At 54.7% G+C, this 20,069-nt stretch carries 15 protein-coding genes, 4 tRNA genes, 3 rRNA genes and 1 riboswitch; of the genes, 18 read left to right on the top strand and 4 right to left on the bottom strand.

The features are described from left to right. The first annotated feature begins 232 nt into the window (after positions 1-232). Entirely contained in the window at positions 233-1,150 is a 918-nt protein-coding gene (gene oxyR, locus KB890_RS13640) for a DNA-binding transcriptional regulator OxyR (RefSeq protein ID WP_002883015.1), read from the top strand. Here oxyR and sthA read toward each other — a convergent pair. Beyond that, the gene (gene sthA, locus KB890_RS13635; protein WP_002883016.1) at positions 1,133-2,533 is read right to left on the bottom strand and encodes a Si-specific NAD(P)(+) transhydrogenase; all 1,401 of its coding nucleotides are present in this window, start codon (positions 2,531-2,533) and stop codon (positions 1,133-1,135) included. The genes oxyR and sthA overlap by 18 nt on opposite strands. Positions 2,534-2,729: 196 nt before the next feature. Between sthA and fabR the strand changes: the two genes are divergently transcribed. Together fabR and KB890_RS13625 are read left to right on the top strand one after the other, a co-directional pair. Beyond that, complete coding sequence (gene fabR, locus KB890_RS13630; protein ID WP_004151856.1) at positions 2,730-3,365, top strand: HTH-type transcriptional repressor FabR; 636 nt, start codon at positions 2,730-2,732, stop codon at positions 3,363-3,365. Positions 3,366-3,380: 15 nt separating this feature from the next. Further along, positions 3,381-3,740, top strand: a complete 360-nt coding sequence (locus tag KB890_RS13625; protein WP_002883021.1) for a YijD family membrane protein — start codon at positions 3,381-3,383, stop codon at positions 3,738-3,740. A 51-nt stretch (positions 3,741-3,791) separates the two neighbouring features. On the opposite strand, the gene trmA is transcribed toward KB890_RS13625, so the two are convergent. Next, complete coding sequence (gene trmA / locus KB890_RS13620) at positions 3,792-4,892, bottom strand: tRNA (uridine(54)-C5)-methyltransferase TrmA (RefSeq protein ID WP_002883023.1); 1,101 nt, start codon at positions 4,890-4,892, stop codon at positions 3,792-3,794. A gap of 114 nt (positions 4,893-5,006) precedes the next feature. Next, a riboswitch (cobalamin riboswitch) is annotated at positions 5,007-5,194 on the top strand. A 64-nt stretch (positions 5,195-5,258) separates the two neighbouring features. Here trmA and btuB point away from each other — a divergent pair. The 9 genes from btuB to KB890_RS13575 all read left to right on the top strand — a co-directional run bounded on the left by btuB (position 5,259) and on the right by KB890_RS13575 (position 13,645). Continuing rightward, positions 5,259-7,097 carry a TonB-dependent vitamin B12 receptor BtuB gene (gene btuB / locus KB890_RS13615; RefSeq protein WP_004146288.1) on the top strand — a complete coding sequence of 613 codons (1,839 nt, stop codon included), beginning with the start codon at positions 5,259-5,261 and terminating at the stop codon, positions 7,095-7,097. Next, positions 7,042-7,893, top strand: coding sequence for a glutamate racemase (murI, locus tag KB890_RS13610; protein ID WP_002883026.1), 852 nt, complete (start codon positions 7,042-7,044; stop codon positions 7,891-7,893). Before btuB ends, murI begins: the two co-directional genes overlap by 56 nt. Before the next feature lie 396 nt (positions 7,894-8,289). Then, positions 8,290-9,829: ribosomal RNA gene (locus KB890_RS13605) — 16S ribosomal RNA — on the top strand. A 69-nt stretch (positions 9,830-9,898) separates the two neighbouring features. Next, a tRNA-Ile gene (locus KB890_RS13600) sits at positions 9,899-9,975 on the top strand. A gap of 36 nt (positions 9,976-10,011) precedes the next feature. Then, positions 10,012-10,087 (top strand) — tRNA-Ala (locus KB890_RS13595). Between the two features lie 177 nt (positions 10,088-10,264). Then, positions 10,265-13,166: ribosomal RNA gene (locus KB890_RS13590) — 23S ribosomal RNA — on the top strand. A gap of 100 nt (positions 13,167-13,266) precedes the next feature. Then, a 5S ribosomal RNA gene (rrf, locus tag KB890_RS13585) occupies positions 13,267-13,382 on the top strand. Together the 16S, 23S and 5S rRNA genes with 4 tRNA genes alongside form the textbook arrangement of a ribosomal RNA operon. Positions 13,383-13,439: 57 nt before the next feature. Next, a tRNA-Asp gene (locus KB890_RS13580) sits at positions 13,440-13,516 on the top strand. 53 nt (positions 13,517-13,569) lie between these two features. After that, positions 13,570-13,645: transfer RNA gene (locus KB890_RS13575), tRNA-Trp, on the top strand. Between the two features lie 108 nt (positions 13,646-13,753). Here the strand turns inward: KB890_RS13575 and hdfR are convergent. Further along, positions 13,754-14,575 carry an HTH-type transcriptional regulator HdfR gene (gene hdfR, locus KB890_RS13570; RefSeq protein WP_004181639.1) on the bottom strand — a complete coding sequence of 274 codons (822 nt, stop codon included), beginning with the start codon at positions 14,573-14,575 and terminating at the stop codon, positions 13,754-13,756. A gap of 118 nt (positions 14,576-14,693) precedes the next feature. On the opposite strand from hdfR, the gene KB890_RS13565 reads away from it, so the two are divergent. Next, positions 14,694-15,032, top strand: a complete 339-nt coding sequence (locus tag KB890_RS13565; protein ID WP_004146520.1) for a MaoP family protein — start codon at positions 14,694-14,696, stop codon at positions 15,030-15,032. Between the two features lie 25 nt (positions 15,033-15,057). Here the strand turns inward: KB890_RS13565 and KB890_RS13560 are convergent, their stop codons facing one another. Beyond that, entirely contained in the window at positions 15,058-16,578 is a 1,521-nt protein-coding gene (locus KB890_RS13560; RefSeq protein WP_004181640.1) for a YifB family Mg chelatase-like AAA ATPase, read from the bottom strand. A 354-nt stretch (positions 16,579-16,932) separates the two neighbouring features. Between KB890_RS13560 and ilvL the strand changes: the two genes are divergently transcribed. The 5 genes from ilvL (at position 16,933) to ilvE (ending at position 20,018) form a co-directional block, all read left to right on the top strand. Then, on the top strand, positions 16,933-17,031 hold the full coding sequence (gene ilvL / locus KB890_RS13555) for an ilv operon leader peptide (RefSeq protein ID WP_001311244.1): 99 nt from the start codon (positions 16,933-16,935) through the stop codon (positions 17,029-17,031). Positions 17,032-17,115: 84 nt separating this feature from the next. Then, on the top strand, positions 17,116-17,169 hold the full coding sequence (gene ilvX / locus KB890_RS27820) for a peptide IlvX (protein WP_201281575.1): 54 nt from the start codon (positions 17,116-17,118) through the stop codon (positions 17,167-17,169). A 2-nt stretch (positions 17,170-17,171) separates the two neighbouring features. Beyond that, positions 17,172-18,818: an acetolactate synthase 2 catalytic subunit gene (gene ilvG, locus KB890_RS13545; protein WP_002883142.1), complete on the top strand. Its 1,647-nt coding sequence runs from the start codon at positions 17,172-17,174 to the stop codon at positions 18,816-18,818. After that, positions 18,815-19,072, top strand: coding sequence for an acetolactate synthase 2 small subunit (gene ilvM, locus KB890_RS13540; RefSeq protein WP_002883170.1), 258 nt, complete (start codon positions 18,815-18,817; stop codon positions 19,070-19,072). Before ilvG ends, ilvM begins: the two co-directional genes overlap by 4 nt. 16 nt (positions 19,073-19,088) lie before the next feature. After that, the gene (gene ilvE, locus KB890_RS13535; protein ID WP_002883171.1) at positions 19,089-20,018 is read left to right on the top strand and encodes a branched-chain-amino-acid transaminase; all 930 of its coding nucleotides are present in this window, start codon (positions 19,089-19,091) and stop codon (positions 20,016-20,018) included. The last annotated feature ends 51 nt before the right edge of the window (positions 20,019-20,069 follow it).

The raw sequence follows: 20,069 nt of genomic DNA, 5'->3' as shown, positions 1-20,069 counted from the left end.
GGCCAAGCCCAGCGACGCCGGGTTTTTTATGCAAAAAAAAAGCGGACGCAAGGTCCGCAAAAGTTCACGTTGGCTTTAGTTGTTCGGGTAGAGAAACAGTGTGACGGGTCAGTGATTTTCACAGGTAGACCGTCTTTATGGGCGTATTATTGAACAGAAAACTTGATAGGGATAATCGTTCGTTGCTATGCTATCTATCGCCATGGACTATCGTGGCGATGGAGGATGAATAATGAATATTCGCGATCTTGAATACCTGGTAGCGCTCGCCGAACACCGCCACTTCCGGCGGGCGGCTGACTCATGCCATGTGAGCCAACCGACGCTCAGCGGACAGATCCGCAAGCTGGAGGATGAGCTTGGCGTCATGCTGCTGGAGCGCACCAGCCGTAAGGTTCTGTTTACCCAGGCGGGGCTGTTGCTGGTGGATCAGGCGCGTACCGTGTTACGCGAAGTAAAAGTGCTCAAGGAAATGGCAAGCCAACAAGGGGAAACCATGTCCGGGCCGCTGCATATCGGCCTGATCCCGACAATTGGCCCGTACCTGCTGCCGCACATCATTCCGATGCTGCATCAGACCTTCCCGAAGCTGGAAATGTATCTGCACGAAGCGCAGACCCATCAGCTGCTGGCTCAGCTCGACAGCGGTAAGCTCGACTGCGCCATCCTGGCGCTGGTCAAAGAGAGCGAGGCCTTTATCGAGGTGCCGCTGTTCGATGAGCCGATGATGCTGGCTATCTATGAGGATCATCCGTGGGCGAACCGCGATCGGGTGCCGATGTCGGATCTGGCCGGTGAAAAGCTGCTGATGCTGGAGGATGGCCACTGTCTGCGCGATCAGGCGATGGGCTTCTGCTTTGAAGCGGGGGCGGATGAGGATACCCACTTCCGCGCGACCAGCCTGGAAACGCTGCGCAATATGGTGGCGGCAGGCAGCGGCATTACCCTGCTGCCGGCGCTGGCGGTGCCGCAGGAGAGAAAACGCGATGGCGTAGTCTACCTGCCGTGCATTAAGCCAGAGCCAAGACGCACCATCGGTCTGGTTTATCGTCCAGGCTCCCCGCTGCGCAGCCGCTATGAACATCTGGCGGAGGCCATCCGCGGCACGATGGATGGCCATTTCGACAAGGCGTTAAAACAGGCGGTTTAAGCCGTTCAGCGCGGCAACCCGGTACGCTTCCGCCATGGTCGGGTAGTTAAAGGTGGTGTTGACGAAGTACTCAATGGTGTTGCCACCGCCTTTCTGCTCCATGATCGCCTGGCCGATATGAATAATTTCGGCCGCGCGCTCGCCAAAGCAGTGAATGCCAAGGATCTCCTTGGTTTCACGATGGAACAGGATCTTCAGCGTACCAACGCTCATACCGACGATTTGCGCCCGCGCCAGGTGTTTAAACTGGGCGCGGCCCACCTCATACGGCACTTTCATCGCCGTCAGCTGCTGCTCGGTTTTCCCGACGGAGCTGATTTCCGGAATGGTATAGATCCCGGTCGGGATATCTTCAATCAGATGCGCTGAGGCTTCGCCTTTCACCAGCGCCTGGGCGGCAATGCGTCCTTGATCGTAAGCGGCAGAAGCCAGGCTTGGATAGCCGATGACATCGCCAACCGCATAGATGTGCGGGAGGGCGGTCTGATACATGCTGTTGACCTTCAGCTGACCGCGGCTGTCGGTCTGCAGACCGATATTTTCCAGCGCCAGGGTGTCGGTGTTGCCGGTGCGGCCGTTAGCGTACAGCAGGCAATCGGCCTTCAGCTTTTTGCCGGACTTCAGGTGCATGATCACCCCGTCATCCACCCCTTCAATTTTCTCATACTCCTCGTTGTGGCGAATAACCACGCCGCTGTTCCAGAAGTGATAAGAGAGCGAGTCTGACATCTCCTGATCGAGGAAGGCCAGCAGACGATCGCGGGTGTTGATCAGATCGACCTTCACCTCCATGCCGCGGAAGATCGACGCATATTCACAACCGATCACCCCGGCGCCGTAAATGATCACATGGCGCGGCTCATGCTGCAGGCTGAGAATCGAATCGCTGTCATAGATGCGCGGGTGGTGGAAATCGACATCCGCCGGATGGTAGGGGCGCGATCCGCAGGCGATAACGAATTTCTCCGCGGTCACAGTCTCGACCGTGCCGTCATGGCACTCCAGCGCCAGAGTATGCTCATCCACGAAGTGGGCATTGCCCTGCAGAATTTCACAGTGGTTGCGCTCATAGAATCCCTGGCGCATATGAGTCTGCTGGTTGATGACGCTGTCGGCATGGTTAAGGATGTCGGCGAAAGAAGAGCGAAGAAGGCGGGAGTGGTCGCTGTAGAGGGGGTTTTGGTTAAACTCGATAATACGGCTGACGGCATGGCGGAGGGCTTTCGACGGGATGGTGCCCCAGTGGGTGCAACCGCCGCCGACATTATGGTAGCGCTCGATGACGGCAACGCGTGCTCCCTGTTTCACCAGTCCCATGGCGGCGCCTTCCCCGCCAGGACCGGAACCAATCACTATTGCATCATAATCCCAAGAGTGTGACATGGCATTACTCACCTGTTTTATACATAAAATAAACACGATGATAACATTCGCTGCGCTTTAACCCAATTATCGTTGTGCTTTTTTGCAGCATAAAAGCAGAAACGGCTCGTAAACAATCATTCACAATCCAGGGCAAACCGATTAGTTTTAATCTCTGGTATAGTGCCAGCAGGGCTATTGGAAGGATTCATACATCGTGATGGGCGTAAGAGCACAACAAAAAGAAAAAACCCGCCGTTCGCTGGTGGAAGCGGCATTCAGCCAACTTAGCGCTGAGCGGAGTTTCGCCAGCCTGAGCTTGCGTGAAGTGGCCCGGGAAGCAGGGATCGCGCCGACGTCCTTTTATCGTCATTTTCGCGACGTCGATGAGCTGGGCCTGACGATGGTCGATGAGAGCGGACTGATGCTGCGCCAGCTGATGCGCCAGGCGCGCCAGCGGATAGCCAAAGGCGGCAGCGTGATCCGCACCTCGGTCTCCACCTTTATGGAATTTATCGGTAACAACCCGAACGCCTTCCGCCTGCTGCTGCGCGAGCGCTCGGGAACTTCTGCGGCGTTTCGCGCCGCCGTCGCACGCGAGATCCAGCACTTTATTGCGGAACTCGCCGACTATTTAGAACTCGAAAACCATATGCCGCGCGCCTTTACCGAAGCGCAGGCTGAAGCTATGGTCACCATCGTTTTTAGCGCTGGCGCGGAAGCGCTGGATGTCGGCCCTGAGCAGCGCCGGCAGCTGGAGGAACGGTTGGTACTGCAGCTTCGAATGATCTCGAAAGGCGCGTATTACTGGTATCGCCGTGAACAAGAAAAAATGTCACATCATTCCGAATAACGTGAAGGACGAGCAATGAAACACTCAGTTCAAGATAAAGGTACGCTGCTGCTGGCGCTGATTGCCGGGTTATCCATTAATGGCGCCTTTGCGGCGCTGTTCAGTTCGATAGTTCCGTTTTCCGTCTTCCCCATTTTATCCCTGCTGCTGACGGTCTACTGTCTGCATCAGCGCTATCAGAATCGCAGTATGCCCGTTGGGCTACCGGGCCTGGCCGCCGCCTTTTTTATTCTCGGGGTGCTGTTGTACAGCACCGTCGTGCGTGCGGAGTACCCGGATATCGGTTCTAACTTCTTCCCGGCCGTTCTGTCCGTCGCGATGGTCTTCTGGATCGGCTACAAGATGCGTAACCGCAAAGATACCGCAGCCGAGTAAGCCGCCAGCGGTAAAAAAACCGGCAATATGACGTTGCCGGTTTTTTTGGGCCTATTTGCGGGTCAGCAGGACGCCGCACTCCATGTGATGGGTATACGGGAACTGGTCGAACAGCGCCAGCCGGGTAACGTTGTGCGTCTGGCTTAGCGTTTCCAGATTGCGACACAGCGTTTCCGGGTTGCACGAAATGTACAAAATACGCGGATAGGCCTGCACCATTTTTTCCGTCTCGCTGTCCAGCCCGCTGCGCGGTGGATCGACGAAGATGGTTTCGCACTGATAGCTATGCAGATCGATACCCTGCAGCCGGTTGAACTGCCGCACCCCGTTCATCGCCTGAGTAAACTCTTCCGCCGCCATGCGGATAATCTGCACGTTGTCGATATGGTTAGCGGCGATGTTGTACTGCGCCGCCGCCACCGACGGTTTGGCGATTTCGGTGGCCAATACGCGATCGAAATTACGCGCCAGCGCCAGCGAGAAGTTACCGTTGCCGCAGTACAATTCCAGCAGGTCGCCAGTCGCCCCTTTGGTGACATCCAGTGCCCACTCCAGCATCTGAATGTTCATGGCCGCGTTCGGTTGGGTAAAGCTGTTTTCCACCTGACGGTAGATCATCTCCCGCCCGCCAACCGGCAGGCGTTCATCTATATAGTCTTGATCGAGCTCGATTTTGGTTTTGGTCGCCCGCCCAATCAGATGCACATTGAGCCCCTGGGCTCGCAGGGCGTCACGCAGCGCCTCCGCTTGCTCACGCCAGGCATCGTCCAGCTTTTTATGATACAGCAGCGAAACGACCGCCTGGTTGCTGAGGGTGGTCAGATAGTCAATCTGGAACAGCTTCTGGCGTAGCACGGGATTGTTGCGTACGCCCTCCAGCATGGCGGTCATCAGCTGATTGATCAGCGCGCTGGCGGCCGGGAAGCTGTCAACGCGAATCCGCGACCGGGTCTGCTGATCGAAAATAATATGGTACAGATCGTCGCCATCGTGCCACAGACGGAACTCGGCGCGCATACGGTAGTGGCTGACCGGCGAACGAAACACTTCCGGAACCGGCGCGGCAAAAGGCGCCATCATGGTTTGCAAACGGACGACTTTTTCTGCCAGCTGCGCTTCGTATTGTTCGGTAGGAAGGTGTTCGGGGGTCATGATGTATCCTGAATAAAATAAGTACGCGGGGATTGTAGGGAAAGCGCCGGGGATGTCCAGCCTCGAATGCCGCGGGAAATATAATTAGCAGTCTGGACATCTATATGGTTCTGATTGTAGCATTCGCCTACCGGTCCTGTGAGTTAAAAGGGAACCCAGTGGAAATCTGGGGCTGACGCGCAGCGGTAAGGAAGATGAGAAATGAGCGCACTCGGTGCAGACACTGCGGCTAGCCGTGGGAAGTCATTATTTCTTGAAACAGCCTCCAAGCCCGAAGACCTGCCGGAATACGTCGCACTGGGTTTTATCGTCGCGAGCAACTGATAAAACCTGCGGCATCCTTTTTCTGTTTCGGATGCTTTTACAATGATTAAAAAAGCTTCGCTGATGACGGCCTTATCCGTCACGGCATTTTCCGGCTGGGCGCAGGATAGCAATTCAGATACGTTGGTGGTGACAGCAAACCGTTTTCAACAGCCGGTCAATACCGTGCTGGCGCCGACCGACATTGTGACGCGCGATGACATCGACCGCTGGCAGTCCAAAGATTTAAACGATGTCATGCGTCGTCTTCCCGGGGTCGATATTGCCCGCAACGGCGGCATGGGGCAGAGCGCTTCGCTGTATGTTCGGGGGACGGAGGCTCGTCACGTGCTGGTGCTGATCGACGGTGTGCCGATGGCGCGTCCGGGGATCTCCAACGGCGTAGATATCAGTCAGATCCCTATCTCACTGGTCCAGCGGGTGGAATACATCCGCGGCCCGCGCTCCGCGGTGTACGGCTCCGGAGCGATCGGCGGGGTGGTGAACATCATCACCATGACCGACGCTGAGCGTTCGCAGATCAACGCCGGCGCGGGTACGAACGGCTATCAGTCCTATGACGGCGCCTTTAACAAGCGGTTTGGCGATACGTTGGTTACCGCTGCTGGCGCCTATCAGACCACCAAAGGGTTTAACGTCCAGCCGAATTCCTCTTACAGCGGCGACAGCGATCGCGACGGCTACCGCAATAAAATGCTGTGGGGCGGGGTACAGCATCAGTTCGATGACAACTTCTCGGGGTTCTTCCGCGGCTATGGTTATTCCGCCAACGCTGACTATGACCAGGGTAACTGGGGCTACGCAGGTGGAAACGATGAAGATCAATCCTATACCCAATCCTGGGATACCGGTCTGCACTACCACTCCGGAATTTACTCCTCCCAGCTGATTGCTAACTATCAGCGCATCAAAGATTACAACTACAGCAGCGACGCTGGCCGCTATGCCGCGGGCACCACCCTGGATGATATGGAACAGCGCTATATCCAGTGGGGAAATAATGTTGTGGTAGGCCATGGGGCAGTGAGCGGCGGCGTTGACTGGAAACAAGAGAAGCTGAAATCCAGCGGAACGACCAGTACCGACGTGTATAAGCGTGACACCACCGGTCTTTATCTGACGGGACAGCAGCAGATTGACAGCGTGACGCTGGAAGCTTCCGGCCGTGAGGATCATGACGAGCAGTTTGGCTGGCACGGTACCTGGCAGACGGCCGCAGGCTGGGAATTTATCGACGGTTATCGGACAACGCTCTCGTACGGCACAGGATTCCTCGCCCCCTCCCTCGGGCAGCAGTACGGGGCAGAACGCTTTGGCATCGCCTCTAACCCGAATCTGAAGCCAGAGGAGTCGAAGCAATGGGAAGCGGGCCTTGAAGGGTTAACTGGGCCGGTCGACTGGCGCCTCTCCGCGTATCGCTATGAGATTCAAAACCTCATCGATTACGACAACAACGCCTATTACAACGTCAAGTCGGCGACGATTAAGGGGCTGGAGTGGACGGGGAATATAACCACCGGGCCGGTGGAGCACCATCTGACGCTGCAGTATGTTGACCCTCGCGATGATGAAACCAATAAGATCCTCTATCGCCGGGCGAAGCAGCAGGTGAAATACGAGCTGAACGGCCAGGTCTACGATCTGGGGTGGGATGTGACGTATCACTACATCGGCAAGCGTTACGATTATGACTACGACAACTCGCGTACCGTCAATATGGGTGGGTTGAGCCTCTGGGATGTCGGTTTATCGTATCCCGTCACCTCACACCTGACAGTTCGTGGTAAAATAGCCAACCTGTTCGATAAAGATTACGAGACAGTTTATGGCTACCAATCTGCAGGACGGGAATACACCTTGTCTGGCAGCTACACCTTCTGATCCACGTCCCACCGTGCTGGTGTTTGATTCCGGCGTCGGTGGGTTGTCGGTTTATAATGAGATTCGGCAGCTGCTGCCGAATCTGCATTACATCTATGCTTTCGATAACGTTGCCTTCCCCTATGGCGAGAAGAGCGAGGAGTTTATCGTTGAGCGCGTTGTGGAAATCGTCACCGCTGTCCAGCAGCGTTATCCCCTGGCGCTGGCGGTGATCGCCTGCAATACCGCCAGTACCGTCTCCCTGCCTGCCCTGCGTGAAAAGTTCGCTTTCCCCGTCGTTGGCGTGGTGCCGGCGATCAAGCCCGCCGCCCGTTTAACGGCGAACGGCATTGTTGGCCTGCTGGCGACGCGCGGAACCGTAAAGCGTCCTTATACCCGTGAGCTGATCGACCGCTTTGCCAATGAATGTCGGATTGAAATGCTGGGGTCGGCGGAGCTGGTGGAGCTGGCGGAAGCGAAGCTGCACGGCGAGCCTGTGCCGTTAGAAGAGCTGCGCCGTATCCTGCGCCCATGGCTGCGGATGCAGGAGCCGCCGGATACGGTGGTGCTGGGCTGCACCCACTTTCCTCTTTTACAGGAGGAGCTGCAGCGCGTTCTGCCGGAAGGCACACGGCTGATCGATTCCGGCGCGGCGATTGCCCGACGCACCGCCTGGCTGTTAGAGCATGAAGCGCCGGATGCGAAGTCCAGCGACGAGAATAAAGCATTCTGCATGGCGCTGACGGCAGAAACAGAACAGCTTTTACCCGTTCTGCGTCGCTATGGCTTCTCGACGCTGGAAAAATTACCGCTCTAAGGGCGTTTTGCACAAAAAAGAGACGGTTGAATAATTTTTTGAAAACAGGGCTTGTCAACGTCTCAGAACTCCCTATAATGCGCCTCCACTGACACGGAACAACGGCAAGCAAGCCGCCGGGTCAGCAGGGTTTTAGCGGTGAAGTTCAGCGCTAAAAACTGACAGAGAAAAGCAAAATAAGGGCTTGACTCTGAATGAGGAAAACGTATTATACGGGACCTCGCAACGGTGAGCTGAAAGCCGCGTTGCAACTGCTCTTTAACAATTTATCAGACAATCTGTGTGGGCACTCAAAGTGACATGGATTCTTAACGTCCTCGGACGAAAAATGAATACCAAGTCTCAAGAGTGAACACGTAATTCATTACGAAGTTTAATTCTTTGAGCATCAAACTTAAATTGAAGAGTTTGATCATGGCTCAGATTGAACGCTGGCGGCAGGCCTAACACATGCAAGTCGAGCGGTAGCACAGAGAGCTTGCTCTCGGGTGACGAGCGGCGGACGGGTGAGTAATGTCTGGGAAACTGCCTGATGGAGGGGGATAACTACTGGAAACGGTAGCTAATACCGCATAATGTCGCAAGACCAAAGTGGGGGACCTTCGGGCCTCATGCCATCAGATGTGCCCAGATGGGATTAGCTAGTAGGTGGGGTAACGGCTCACCTAGGCGACGATCCCTAGCTGGTCTGAGAGGATGACCAGCCACACTGGAACTGAGACACGGTCCAGACTCCTACGGGAGGCAGCAGTGGGGAATATTGCACAATGGGCGCAAGCCTGATGCAGCCATGCCGCGTGTGTGAAGAAGGCCTTCGGGTTGTAAAGCACTTTCAGCGGGGAGGAAGGCGTTAAGGTTAATAACCTTGGCGATTGACGTTACCCGCAGAAGAAGCACCGGCTAACTCCGTGCCAGCAGCCGCGGTAATACGGAGGGTGCAAGCGTTAATCGGAATTACTGGGCGTAAAGCGCACGCAGGCGGTCTGTCAAGTCGGATGTGAAATCCCCGGGCTCAACCTGGGAACTGCATTCGAAACTGGCAGGCTAGAGTCTTGTAGAGGGGGGTAGAATTCCAGGTGTAGCGGTGAAATGCGTAGAGATCTGGAGGAATACCGGTGGCGAAGGCGGCCCCCTGGACAAAGACTGACGCTCAGGTGCGAAAGCGTGGGGAGCAAACAGGATTAGATACCCTGGTAGTCCACGCCGTAAACGATGTCGATTTGGAGGTTGTGCCCTTGAGGCGTGGCTTCCGGAGCTAACGCGTTAAATCGACCGCCTGGGGAGTACGGCCGCAAGGTTAAAACTCAAATGAATTGACGGGGGCCCGCACAAGCGGTGGAGCATGTGGTTTAATTCGATGCAACGCGAAGAACCTTACCTGGTCTTGACATCCACAGAACTTTCCAGAGATGGATTGGTGCCTTCGGGAACTGTGAGACAGGTGCTGCATGGCTGTCGTCAGCTCGTGTTGTGAAATGTTGGGTTAAGTCCCGCAACGAGCGCAACCCTTATCCTTTGTTGCCAGCGGTTAGGCCGGGAACTCAAAGGAGACTGCCAGTGATAAACTGGAGGAAGGTGGGGATGACGTCAAGTCATCATGGCCCTTACGACCAGGGCTACACACGTGCTACAATGGCATATACAAAGAGAAGCGACCTCGCGAGAGCAAGCGGACCTCATAAAGTATGTCGTAGTCCGGATTGGAGTCTGCAACTCGACTCCATGAAGTCGGAATCGCTAGTAATCGTAGATCAGAATGCTACGGTGAATACGTTCCCGGGCCTTGTACACACCGCCCGTCACACCATGGGAGTGGGTTGCAAAAGAAGTAGGTAGCTTAACCTTCGGGAGGGCGCTTACCACTTTGTGATTCATGACTGGGGTGAAGTCGTAACAAGGTAACCGTAGGGGAACCTGCGGTTGGATCACCTCCTTACCTTAAAGAACCTGCCTTTGCAGTGCTCACACAGATTGTCTGATGAAAAACAGCAGTAAAAACCTCTACAGGCTTGTAGCTCAGGTGGTTAGAGCGCACCCCTGATAAGGGTGAGGTCGGTGGTTCAAGTCCACTCAGGCCTACCAAATTTGCGAAGCAAATTTGAAGAGGTTGCAAACGATGGGGCTATAGCTCAGCTGGGAGAGCGCCTGCTTTGCACGCAGGAGGTCTGCGGTTCGATCCCGCATAGCTCCACCATCTTTACTGCGAACACAAGAAAACTTCAGAGTGAACCTGAAAAGGTGCACTGCGAAGTTTTGCTCTTTAAAAATCTGGATCAAGCTGAAAATTGAAACGACACACAGTTAATGTGTGTTCGAGTCTCTCAAATTTTCGCGACACGATGATGTTTTACGAAACATCTTCGGGTTGTGAGGTTAAGCGACTAAGCGTACACGGTGGATGCCCTGGCAGTCAGAGGCGATGAAGGACGTGCTAATCTGCGAAAAGCGTCGGTAAGGTGATATGAACCGTTATAACCGGCGATGTCCGAATGGGGAAACCCAGTGCAATTCGTTGCACTATCGTTAACTGAATACATAGGTTAACGAGGCGAACCGGGGGAACTGAAACATCTAAGTACCCCGAGGAAAAGAAATCAACCGAGATTCCCCCAGTAGCGGCGAGCGAACGGGGAGCAGCCCAGAGTCTGAATCAGCTTGTGTGTTAGTGGAACGGTCTGGAAAGTCCGACGGTACAGGGTGATAGTCCCGTACACCAAAATGCACAGGCTGTGAACTCGAAGAGTAGGGCGGGACACGTGGTATCCTGTCTGAATATGGGGGGACCATCCTCCAAGGCTAAATACTCCTGACTGACCGATAGTGAACCAGTACCGTGAGGGAAAGGCGAAAAGAACCCCGGCGAGGGGAGTGAAAAAGAACCTGAAACCGTGTACGTACAAGCAGTGGGAGCACCTTCGGGTGTGACTGCGTACCTTTTGTATAATGGGTCAGCGACTTATATTCTGTAGCAAGGTTAACCGTATAGGGGAGCCGCAGGGAAACCGAGTCTTAACTGGGCGTTAAGTTGCAGGGTATAGACCCGAAACCCGGTGATCTAGCCATGGGCAGGTTGAAGGTTGGGTAACACTAACTGGAGGACCGAACCGACTAATGTTGAAAAATTAGCGGATGACTTGTGGCTGGGGGTGAAAGGCCAATCAAACCGGGAGATAGCTGGTTCTCCCCGAAAGCTATTTAGGTAGCGCCTCGTGAATTCATCTTCGGGGGTAGAGCACTGTTTCGGCTAGGGGGTCATCCCGACTTACCAACCCGATGCAAACTACGAATACCGAAGAATGTTATCACGGGAGACACACGGCGGGTGCTAACGTCCGTCGTGAAGAGGGAAACAACCCAGACCGCCAGCTAAGGTCCCAAAGTCATGGTTAAGTGGGAAACGATGTGGGAAGGCACAGACAGCCAGGATGTTGGCTTAGAAGCAGCCATCATTTAAAGAAAGCGTAATAGCTCACTGGTCGAGTCGGCCTGCGCGGAAGATGTAACGGGGCTAAACCATGCACCGAAGCTGCGGCAGCGACACTATGTGTTGTTGGGTAGGGGAGCGTTCTGTAAGCCTGCGAAGGTGTGCTGTGAGGCATGCTGGAGGTATCAGAAGTGCGAATGCTGACATAAGTAACGATAAAGCGGGTGAAAAGCCCGCTCGCCGGAAGACCAAGGGTTCCTGTCCAACGTTAATCGGGGCAGGGTGAGTCGACCCCTAAGGCGAGGCCGAAAGGCGTAGTCGATGGGAAACAGGTTAATATTCCTGTACTTGGTGTTACTGCGAAGGGGGGACGGAGAAGGCTATGTTAGCCGGGCGACGGTTGTCCCGGTTTAAGCATGTAGGCTGATTATCCAGGCAAATCCGGATAATCAAGGCTGAGGTGTGATGACGAGGCACTACGGTGCTGAAGTAACAAATGCCCTGCTTCCAGGAAAAGCCTCTAAGCATCAGGTAACATCAAATCGTACCCCAAACCGACACAGGTGGTCAGGTAGAGAATACCAAGGCGCTTGAGAGAACTCGGGTGAAGGAACTAGGCAAAATGGTGCCGTAACTTCGGGAGAAGGCACGCTGGTGTGTAGGTGAAGCCCCTGCGGGTGGAGCTGAGACCAGTCGAAGATACCAGCTGGCTGCAACTGTTTATTAAAAACACAGCACTGTGCAAACACGAAAGTGGACGTATACGGTGTGACGCCTGCCCGGTGCCGGAAGGTTAATTGATGGGGTTATCCGTAAGGAGAAGCTCTTGATCGAAGCCCCGGTAAACGGCGGCCGTAACTATAACGGTCCTAAGGTAGCGAAATTCCTTGTCGGGTAAGTTCCGACCTGCACGAATGGCGTAATGATGGCCAGGCTGTCTCCACCCGAGACTCAGTGAAATTGAACTCGCTGTGAAGATGCAGTGTACCCGCGGCAAGACGGAAAGACCCCGTGAACCTTTACTATAGCTTGACACTGAACATTGAGCCTTGATGTGTAGGATAGGTGGGAGGCTTTGAAGCGTGGACGCCAGTCTGCGTGGAGCCAACCTTGAAATACCACCCTTTAATGTTTGATGTTCTAACGTTGGCCCCTGACCGGGGTTGCGGACAGTGTCTGGTGGGTAGTTTGACTGGGGCGGTCTCCTCCCAAAGCGTAACGGAGGAGCACGAAGGTTAGCTAATCCTGGTCGGACATCAGGAGGTTAGTGCAATGGCATAAGCTAGCTTGACTGCGAGCGTGACGGCGCGAGCAGGTGCGAAAGCAGGTCATAGTGATCCGGTGGTTCTGAATGGAAGGGCCATCGCTCAACGGATAAAAGGTACTCCGGGGATAACAGGCTGATACCGCCCAAGAGTTCATATCGACGGCGGTGTTTGGCACCTCGATGTCGGCTCATCACATCCTGGGGCTGAAGTAGGTCCCAAGGGTATGGCTGTTCGCCATTTAAAGTGGTACGCGAGCTGGGTTTAGAACGTCGTGAGACAGTTCGGTCCCTATCTGCCGTGGGCGCTGGAGAATTGAGGGGGGCTGCTCCTAGTACGAGAGGACCGGAGTGGACGCATCACTGGTGTTCGGGTTGTCATGCCAATGGCACTGCCCGGTAGCTAAATGCGGAAGAGATAAGTGCTGAAAGCATCTAAGCACGAAACTTGCCCCGAGATGAGTTCTCCCTGAGACTTTAAGTCTCCTGAAGGAACGTTGAAGACGACGACGTTGATAGGCCGGGTGTGTAAGCGCAGCGATGCGTTGAGCTAACCGGTACTAATGAACCGTGAGGCTTAACCTTACAACGCCGAAGATGTTTTGGCGATTTGAGAGAATTTTCAGCTTAGATTCAGAGTTGAGTACGCAATATAAAGAATTGCGTACTGAGCACAAAGAATTTGCCTGGCGGCACTAGCGCGGTGGTCCCACCTGACCCCATGCCGAACTCAGAAGTGAAACGCCGTAGCGCCGATGGTAGTGTGGGGTCTCCCCATGTGAGAGTAGGGAACTGCCAGGCATCAAATTGCAGTAAGCCGGGGTGACAACCGGTGGTAATAAAGCGAAGAAATTCGGTGGAGCGGTAGTTCAGTCGGTTAGAATACCTGCCTGTCACGCAGGGGGTCGCGGGTTCGAGTCCCGTCCGTTCCGCCACTTATTTAACATTAAGCCTGCTCAAATAGCAGGCTTAGTGGTAAGAAAATTTTAGGGGCGTAGTTCAATTGGTAGAGCACCGGTCTCCAAAACCGGGTGTTGGGAGTTCGAGTCTCTCCGCCCCTGCCATTTATAAGAATCCTTTGCTCAGGCAAAGGATTTTTTTTATCTCTAATCTCCATTGGCAATATCCCCGACGAAAATACCTTGCTGATCTCCGTCCATGGAGAGTAGCGTTTATTCCAGAATAGGGTTTTTCAGGATCTCATGGATCTGCGCCTGCTTATCGCTATTTTGTAACCAGATCGCATAAAGTGGACGGGATAACGTAGCGCTGTCCATGACCGTATGTAACCCATGCTTCTCTTTCGCCCAGCGAACAGGTAGCCAACAGCAGCCGTTCAGGCGCGATAATTGCTGATAGATCAGTTCAGCTGAAGAGGTAGTGAGCAGCGGAACATCATCGCTTCCTATCAGTCCCACTTCGTTTTGCTGAAAATCAGGCCCCCATTCAAGGCGCAAGTAATTCAATTCATTTCTGTTTTTTGCAGGCGATGCGCAATACAGGGCAAGAGTAAAATTACCCAACAGCTGGCTGCTTAATTCATCCATCTTCGGCGATTCGGTGGTGATCAGCAGATCCAACTGGCGTTCGTGAAGCTGTTTAACCAACGACTGCCGCTGCGCGATACGGGCTTCAAACTGGAGATTGTAAGGTGCGCTGTAGAGGGTACCGAGCCAGCTGTTAAGCATACATTCCCACAGGGAGGCGCTGGCCCCAATGGAGAATTCATTATGTCGCGAAGAGTGTGCCACCTCCTTGCGCGCAGCCTGCCAGGTATTCATGAGCGTTTCGGCATAGGGGAGGAGCTTTTCGCCGGCGGTCGTCAGGCGGATGTTATTACGATGACGGGTGAACAGATTCACACCAAGTTGATTTTCCAGCTGACGAATACGAAAGCTGACTGCTGACTGTGTCAGGTAAAGCGCCTCTGCTGCTCGCCCAAAGTGACGAGTTCTACTCACTTCCAGGAAAGTCTTGAGCAATTCCGTATCCACACCGTTCTCCACAAAATTATTTGTCGTGATGATTTAAATGTTTTGTTTGACGCTCTGTCAAGCGTAACTAATACTCCGCGCCATAAATAGCTCGGCCAAAGAATCAGGAGCGTGTAGGATGGCGGAAAGCTTTACGACGACTAATCGTTTTTTCGACAATAAAAATTATCCACGCGGGTTCTCCCGTCACGGTGATTTCACCATCAAAGAGGCGCAACTGCTGGAACGTCATGGTTATGCCTTTAACGAACTGGAACTGGGTAAGCGCGAACCTGTTACCGAAGATGAAAAACAATTTGTCTCGGTGTGCCGTGGTGAACGTGAGCCGGTGACGGAAGCAGAACGCGTATGGATTAAGTATATGGCGCGTATCAAGCGGCCGAAGCGTTTCCATACTCTGTCCGGCGGCAAACCGCAGATGGAAGGCGCTGACGATTACACCGAAAGCGATGACTAAGAAAAAAGGGCGTAAGCCCTTTTTTTTACGCCATCATTTTCTGCAGATGGTTGAGCATCCGATCAATTGCCCGATAGCTGAGCGCCTCCTGCAAATGACAGCGTTCAATCTCTTCAACCTCTGCCAGATCGGCAATGGTTCTCGCAACCTTTAACAGACGCTGCCAGGCGCGAATAGAAAGCCCCAGCTGCGTTAGCGTCTGTTCCAGCCAGACAGCATCCTCCCGCCTTAAGCGACAGCAGTTCTTCATTTCACGATTCTCAAGATGGGCATTGAGTTTATTTTGCCTGAGCATTTGTCGTTCACGCGCCGCCAGCACCCGCTGCCGGACCGTTGCGCTCGATTCTTCGCCCTGCGAGCCCTGACTCAGTATTCCTGGCGGCGGCAATGGGATCTCTAAGGAAAGATCGAAGCGGTCGAGGAAGGGGCCTGACAGGCGTCCAAGGTAGCGCAATGTCTGCTCCGGCGATGCACGATTATGTTTACCCTGATAATGTCCTGTCGGGCTTGGATTCATCGCTGCAATAAGCTGAAAGCGCGCCGGATAATTAATTTTGGCGCGCGAGCGTGATATGTGGATCTTGCCTGACTCAATGGGTTCGCGTAGCGCATCCAGTACCCGCCGCTCAAACTCCGGCAGTTCATCAAGAAACAGCACGCCATTATGGGCCAGGGAAATCTCACCGGGGACCGGTATCGAGCCGCCGCCCACCATCGCTGCCAGCGAGGCGCTATGGTGGGGGGCGCGGAACGGCCTCTGACGCCACCGCGTCTTTGCGGTGTGGAGGTTGACCAGACTCTGTATGGCCGCGCTCTCCAGCGCTTCCTGATTGCTTAATGGCGGCAGGAGACCGGGGAGTCGGCTGGCTAGCATGGTTTTCCCGGTCCCGGGCGGGCCTATCAGGAGCAGATTGTGACCACCGGCGGCCACAATCTCCAGCGCTCGTTTGCCCTGCTGCTGGCCGATAACATCGAGCAGATCTTCGTAGCGTTCATCCCGAGCAGGCGCCTCGGCGAGAGGCGGCGAAAGCGATGTCTGCCCCGCAAGAAATGCGCAAACCTCCTGCAGATGGTCGGCGACCAGACAATCGCTGCCGCCGATCAGGCCGACCTCCGCCGCATTGTCAGAGGAGACGACAATGCGCCGGCCGGCTTTGATGGCCTCCATTGCGCTGGGGATCGCCCCTGGAACGCCTCGTAACCCACCTGTAAGGGCGAGTTCGCCCACAAACTCATATTGATTCAGTCGCGTCGTGTTGAGCTGCTCTGAGGCAACGAGAAGCGCGAGAGCGATGGGCAGATCGTATCGTCCGCCTTCTTTGGGCAGATCCGCTGGCGCCAGGTTAATGGTTATCTTCTTCGCAGGAAAAGCGTAGCCGCTGTTGATCAGGGCGCTGCGGACCCGGTCGCGGGCCTCTTTCACGGTGGTTTCCGGCAGCCCGACCATAGTTAGACCAGGAAGACCGTTGCTGAGATGAACCTCAACGGTAATCAATGGCGCTTCGATACCGAGCGCCGCGCGAGTATAGACGATAGCGAGCGACATAAAACCTCCTGGACAGAGAAGAATTATGGTTGGCATGACGTAAAGCGAGAATGGAAAAAGTGCGAATTTAGAACTGCGTATCCATACTTTTCGCGGCACATCGTTACATTTAGCCGAAAATGGACGTTTGATCGCAAAACAGAGCTATGTTGGCAAAGAGGGCGCCGAAGAGCGCGGCAGGGGTGAGAAAACTGAATTTTTTTCATTTTTGATTTTTTTCATATAAAACAATTATTTTTATTGAAACCGTTAGGCTGATCAGCAACGAAGATATAAAAAAATCTTGTGCTTTATGTGATGTCTGTGGTAACTCTTTAGGTATTCCTTCGAACAAGAAGCCAGAAAGTATAGAAAATGACAGCCCTTCTACGAGTGATTAGCCTGGTCGTGATTAGCGTGGTGGTGATTATTATCCCACCGTGCGGGGCTGCACTTGGACGAGGAAAGGCTTAGAAATCAAGCCTTAACGAACTAAGACCCCCGCACCGAAAGGTCCGGGGGTTTTTTTATAACTGAAATAACCTAAGCGAGGAGCAGATGATGACTTTTAGCATAAAATTCTGTTTCTCCCGATTTATGACGGGGAACTAACTATGAATGGCGCGCAGTGGGTGGTACATGCTTTGCGGACACAGGGAGTCGACACAGTTTTTGGCTATCCGGGTGGCGCAATTATGCCGGTTTACGATGCACTGTATGACGGCGGCGTGGAGCACCTGCTGTGCCGGCATGAGCAAGGGGCAGCCATGGCGGCCATTGGTTATGCACGAGCAACCGGTAAAACCGGGGTGTGTATCGCGACGTCCGGCCCGGGCGCGACCAATCTGATCACCGGCCTGGCGGACGCCCTGCTTGACTCTATTCCCATCGTAGCTATCACCGGCCAGGTGGCCGCACCCTTCATCGGCACGGATGCGTTCCAGGAAGTAGACGTTCTCGGTTTGTCACTGGCCTGTACTAAGCACAGTTTCCTTGTGCAGTCTCTGGACGAACTGCCGCGGGTTATTGCCGAGGCTTTCCAGGTGGCAAACTCAGGCCGTCCAGGTCCGGTGCTGGTTGATATCCCTAAGGATATTCAGATGGCGCAGGGCGACCTCGATCCCCATTTCTCTACCGTCGCCGATGAGATGGCATTTCCGCAGGCGGAAGTGGCGCAGGCTCTGCAGATGCTGGCCCAATCGCAGCAACCGATGCTGTATGTTGGCGGCGGGGTCGGCATGGCGCAGGCGGTACCGGCTTTGCGCGAATTCCTGGCGGTGACCAGGATGCCGGCAACCTGCACCCTGAAAGGGCTGGGCGTGGTGGATGCTGATTATCCCTATTATCTCGGCATGCTGGGAATGCACGGCACTAAGGCGGCCAACCTGGCGGTACAGGAGTGCGATCTGCTGATCGCCGTCGGCGCGCGCTTTGACGATCGCGTGACCGGTAAGCTCAATACCTTCGCACCGCATGCCAAAGTGATCCACATGGACATCGATCCGGCGGAGCTGAACAAGCTGCGTCAGGCGCATATCGGTCTGACAGGCGATCTGAACTGCCTGCTGCCGGCGCTGCAGCAGCCGTTAGCTATCGATGGCTGGCGCGAGCGGAGTGCCGCACTGCGTGCCGAGCATGCCTGGCGTTACGATCATCCCGGTGAGGCAATCTACGCGCCGCTGCTGCTGAAGCAGCTTTCCGACCGCAAGCCGGCGGACAGCGTGGTGACCACCGACGTTGGCCAACACCAAATGTGGTCGGCTCAGCATATGACCTATACCCGCCCGGAAAACTTTATCACCTCCAGCGGCTTAGGCACCATGGGCTTTGGCCTGCCGGCCGCCGTTGGCGCCCAGGTGGCGCGCCCTAACGATACGGTGATCTGTATCTCCGGTGACGGCTCCTTCATGATGAATGTACAGGAGCTGGGCACCGTTAAACGCAAGCAGTTACCGCTGAAGATCGTGTTACTCGACAACCAGCGGTTAGGGATGGTTCGACAATGGCAGCAGCTGTTTTTCCAGGAACGTTATAGCGAAACCACTCTGACTGATAACCCTGATTTCCTCACGCTGGCCAGCGCCTTCGGTATTCCTGGCCAACACATCACCCGTAAAGACCAGGTTGAAGCGGCACTCGACACCATGCTTTCGAGCCAGGGGCCATACCTGCTTCATGTCTCAATCGACGAACTTGAGAATGTCTGGCCGTTGGTGCCGCCCGGCGCCAGTAACTCTGAAATGCTGGAGAAATTATCATGATGCAACATCAGGTCGCTTTACAGGCACGTTTCAACCCGGAAACCTTAGAGCGCGTGCTGCGCGTTGTCCGCCACCGGGGTTTCCACATCTGCGCAATGAACATGGAAACCGCGCCGGACGCACAGAACATAAATATCGAATTGACCGTTGCCAGCCCGCGGCCCGTCGAATTACTGTTTAGTCAATTAAGCAAACTGGTCGACGTTGCCTGCGTCGAGATCCAGCAACCCACATCACAACAAATCCGCGCCTGAGCGCAAAGGAAGAAAAATGACGACGAAAAAAGCTGATTACATTTGGTTCAATGGCGAGATGGTTCCGTGGGGCGAAGCGAAAGTTCATGTGATGTCCCATGCGCTGCACTACGGTACCTCGGTATTCGAGGGGATCCGTTGCTACGACTCGCACAAAGGCCCGGTGGTGTTCCGTCATCGCGAACATATGCAGCGTCTGCATGATTCAGCCAAAATTTATCGTTTCCCGGTCTCCCAGAGCGTCGACGAACTGATGGAAGCCTGCCGCGAAGTCATTCGAACCAATAATCTGACCAGCGCTTATATCCGTCCGCTGGTGTTTGTTGGCGATGTCGGCATGGGGGTAAACCCGCCTCCGGGTTACAACACTGACGTGATCATCGCGGCGTTCCCATGGGGAGCCTACCTCGGCGCAGAAGCGCTTGAGCAGGGGATCGATGCAATGGTCTCTTCCTGGAACCGCGCGGCGCCGAACACTATCCCGACGGCAGCGAAAGCCGGTGGTAATTATCTTTCCTCGCTGCTGGTTGGCAGTGAAGCGCGTCGCCATGGCTATCAGGAAGGTATCGCCCTCGATGTTAACGGCTATATCTCCGAAGGCGCAGGGGAAAACCTGTTTGAAGTGAAGGACGGTGTACTGTTCACCCCGCCGTTTACCTCTTCCGCGCTGCCGGGCATTACCCGCGACGCCATTATCAAGCTGGCGAAAGATCTTGGTATCGAAGTCCGCGAGCAGGTGTTGTCCCGTGAATCCCTGTATCTGGCGGATGAAGTCTTCATGTCCGGCACTGCGGCGGAAATCACCCCGGTGCGCAGCGTGGACGGCATCCAGGTCGGCGCAGGCCGTCGCGGTCCGGTAACCAAACGCATTCAGGAAGCCTTCTTTGGCCTCTTCACCGGTGAAACAGAAGATAAATGGGGCTGGTTGGATCCGGTAAGTAAGTAATTAAAAATGGGACGGCACGCACCGTCCCATTTAATAAACACAGATGGGAGT

It is taken from the genome of Klebsiella sp. P1954, assembly GCF_018199955.1.
GTDB lineage: Bacteria > Pseudomonadota > Gammaproteobacteria > Enterobacterales > Enterobacteriaceae > Klebsiella > Klebsiella pneumoniae.
The sequence above is the reverse complement of the archived record's forward strand: the minus strand, read 5'-3'. Positions and strand labels throughout refer to the sequence as shown.

Excerpts from the sequence above, each read along its gene's own strand:
- oxyR (WP_002883015.1), top strand. The coding sequence starts at position 233 with ATGAATATTCGCGATCTTGAATACCTGGTAGCGCTCGCCGAACACCGC.
- sthA (WP_002883016.1), bottom strand. The coding sequence starts at position 2,533 with ATGTCACACTCTTGGGATTATGATGCAATAGTGATTGGTTCCGGTCCT.
- KB890_RS13625 (WP_002883021.1), top strand. The coding sequence starts at position 3,381 with ATGAAACACTCAGTTCAAGATAAAGGTACGCTGCTGCTGGCGCTGATT.
- trmA (WP_002883023.1), bottom strand. The coding sequence starts at position 4,892 with ATGACCCCCGAACACCTTCCTACCGAACAATACGAAGCGCAGCTGGCA.
- btuB (WP_004146288.1), top strand. The coding sequence starts at position 5,259 with ATGATTAAAAAAGCTTCGCTGATGACGGCCTTATCCGTCACGGCATTT.
- murI (WP_002883026.1), top strand. The coding sequence starts at position 7,042 with ATGGCTACCAATCTGCAGGACGGGAATACACCTTGTCTGGCAGCTACA.
- KB890_RS13565 (WP_004146520.1), top strand. The coding sequence starts at position 14,694 with ATGGCGGAAAGCTTTACGACGACTAATCGTTTTTTCGACAATAAAAAT.
- KB890_RS13560 (WP_004181640.1), bottom strand. The coding sequence starts at position 16,578 with ATGTCGCTCGCTATCGTCTATACTCGCGCGGCGCTCGGTATCGAAGCG.
- ilvL (WP_001311244.1), top strand. The coding sequence starts at position 16,933 with ATGACAGCCCTTCTACGAGTGATTAGCCTGGTCGTGATTAGCGTGGTG.
- ilvG (WP_002883142.1), top strand. The coding sequence starts at position 17,172 with ATGAATGGCGCGCAGTGGGTGGTACATGCTTTGCGGACACAGGGAGTC.
- ilvM (WP_002883170.1), top strand. The coding sequence starts at position 18,815 with ATGATGCAACATCAGGTCGCTTTACAGGCACGTTTCAACCCGGAAACC.
- ilvE (WP_002883171.1), top strand. The coding sequence starts at position 19,089 with ATGACGACGAAAAAAGCTGATTACATTTGGTTCAATGGCGAGATGGTT.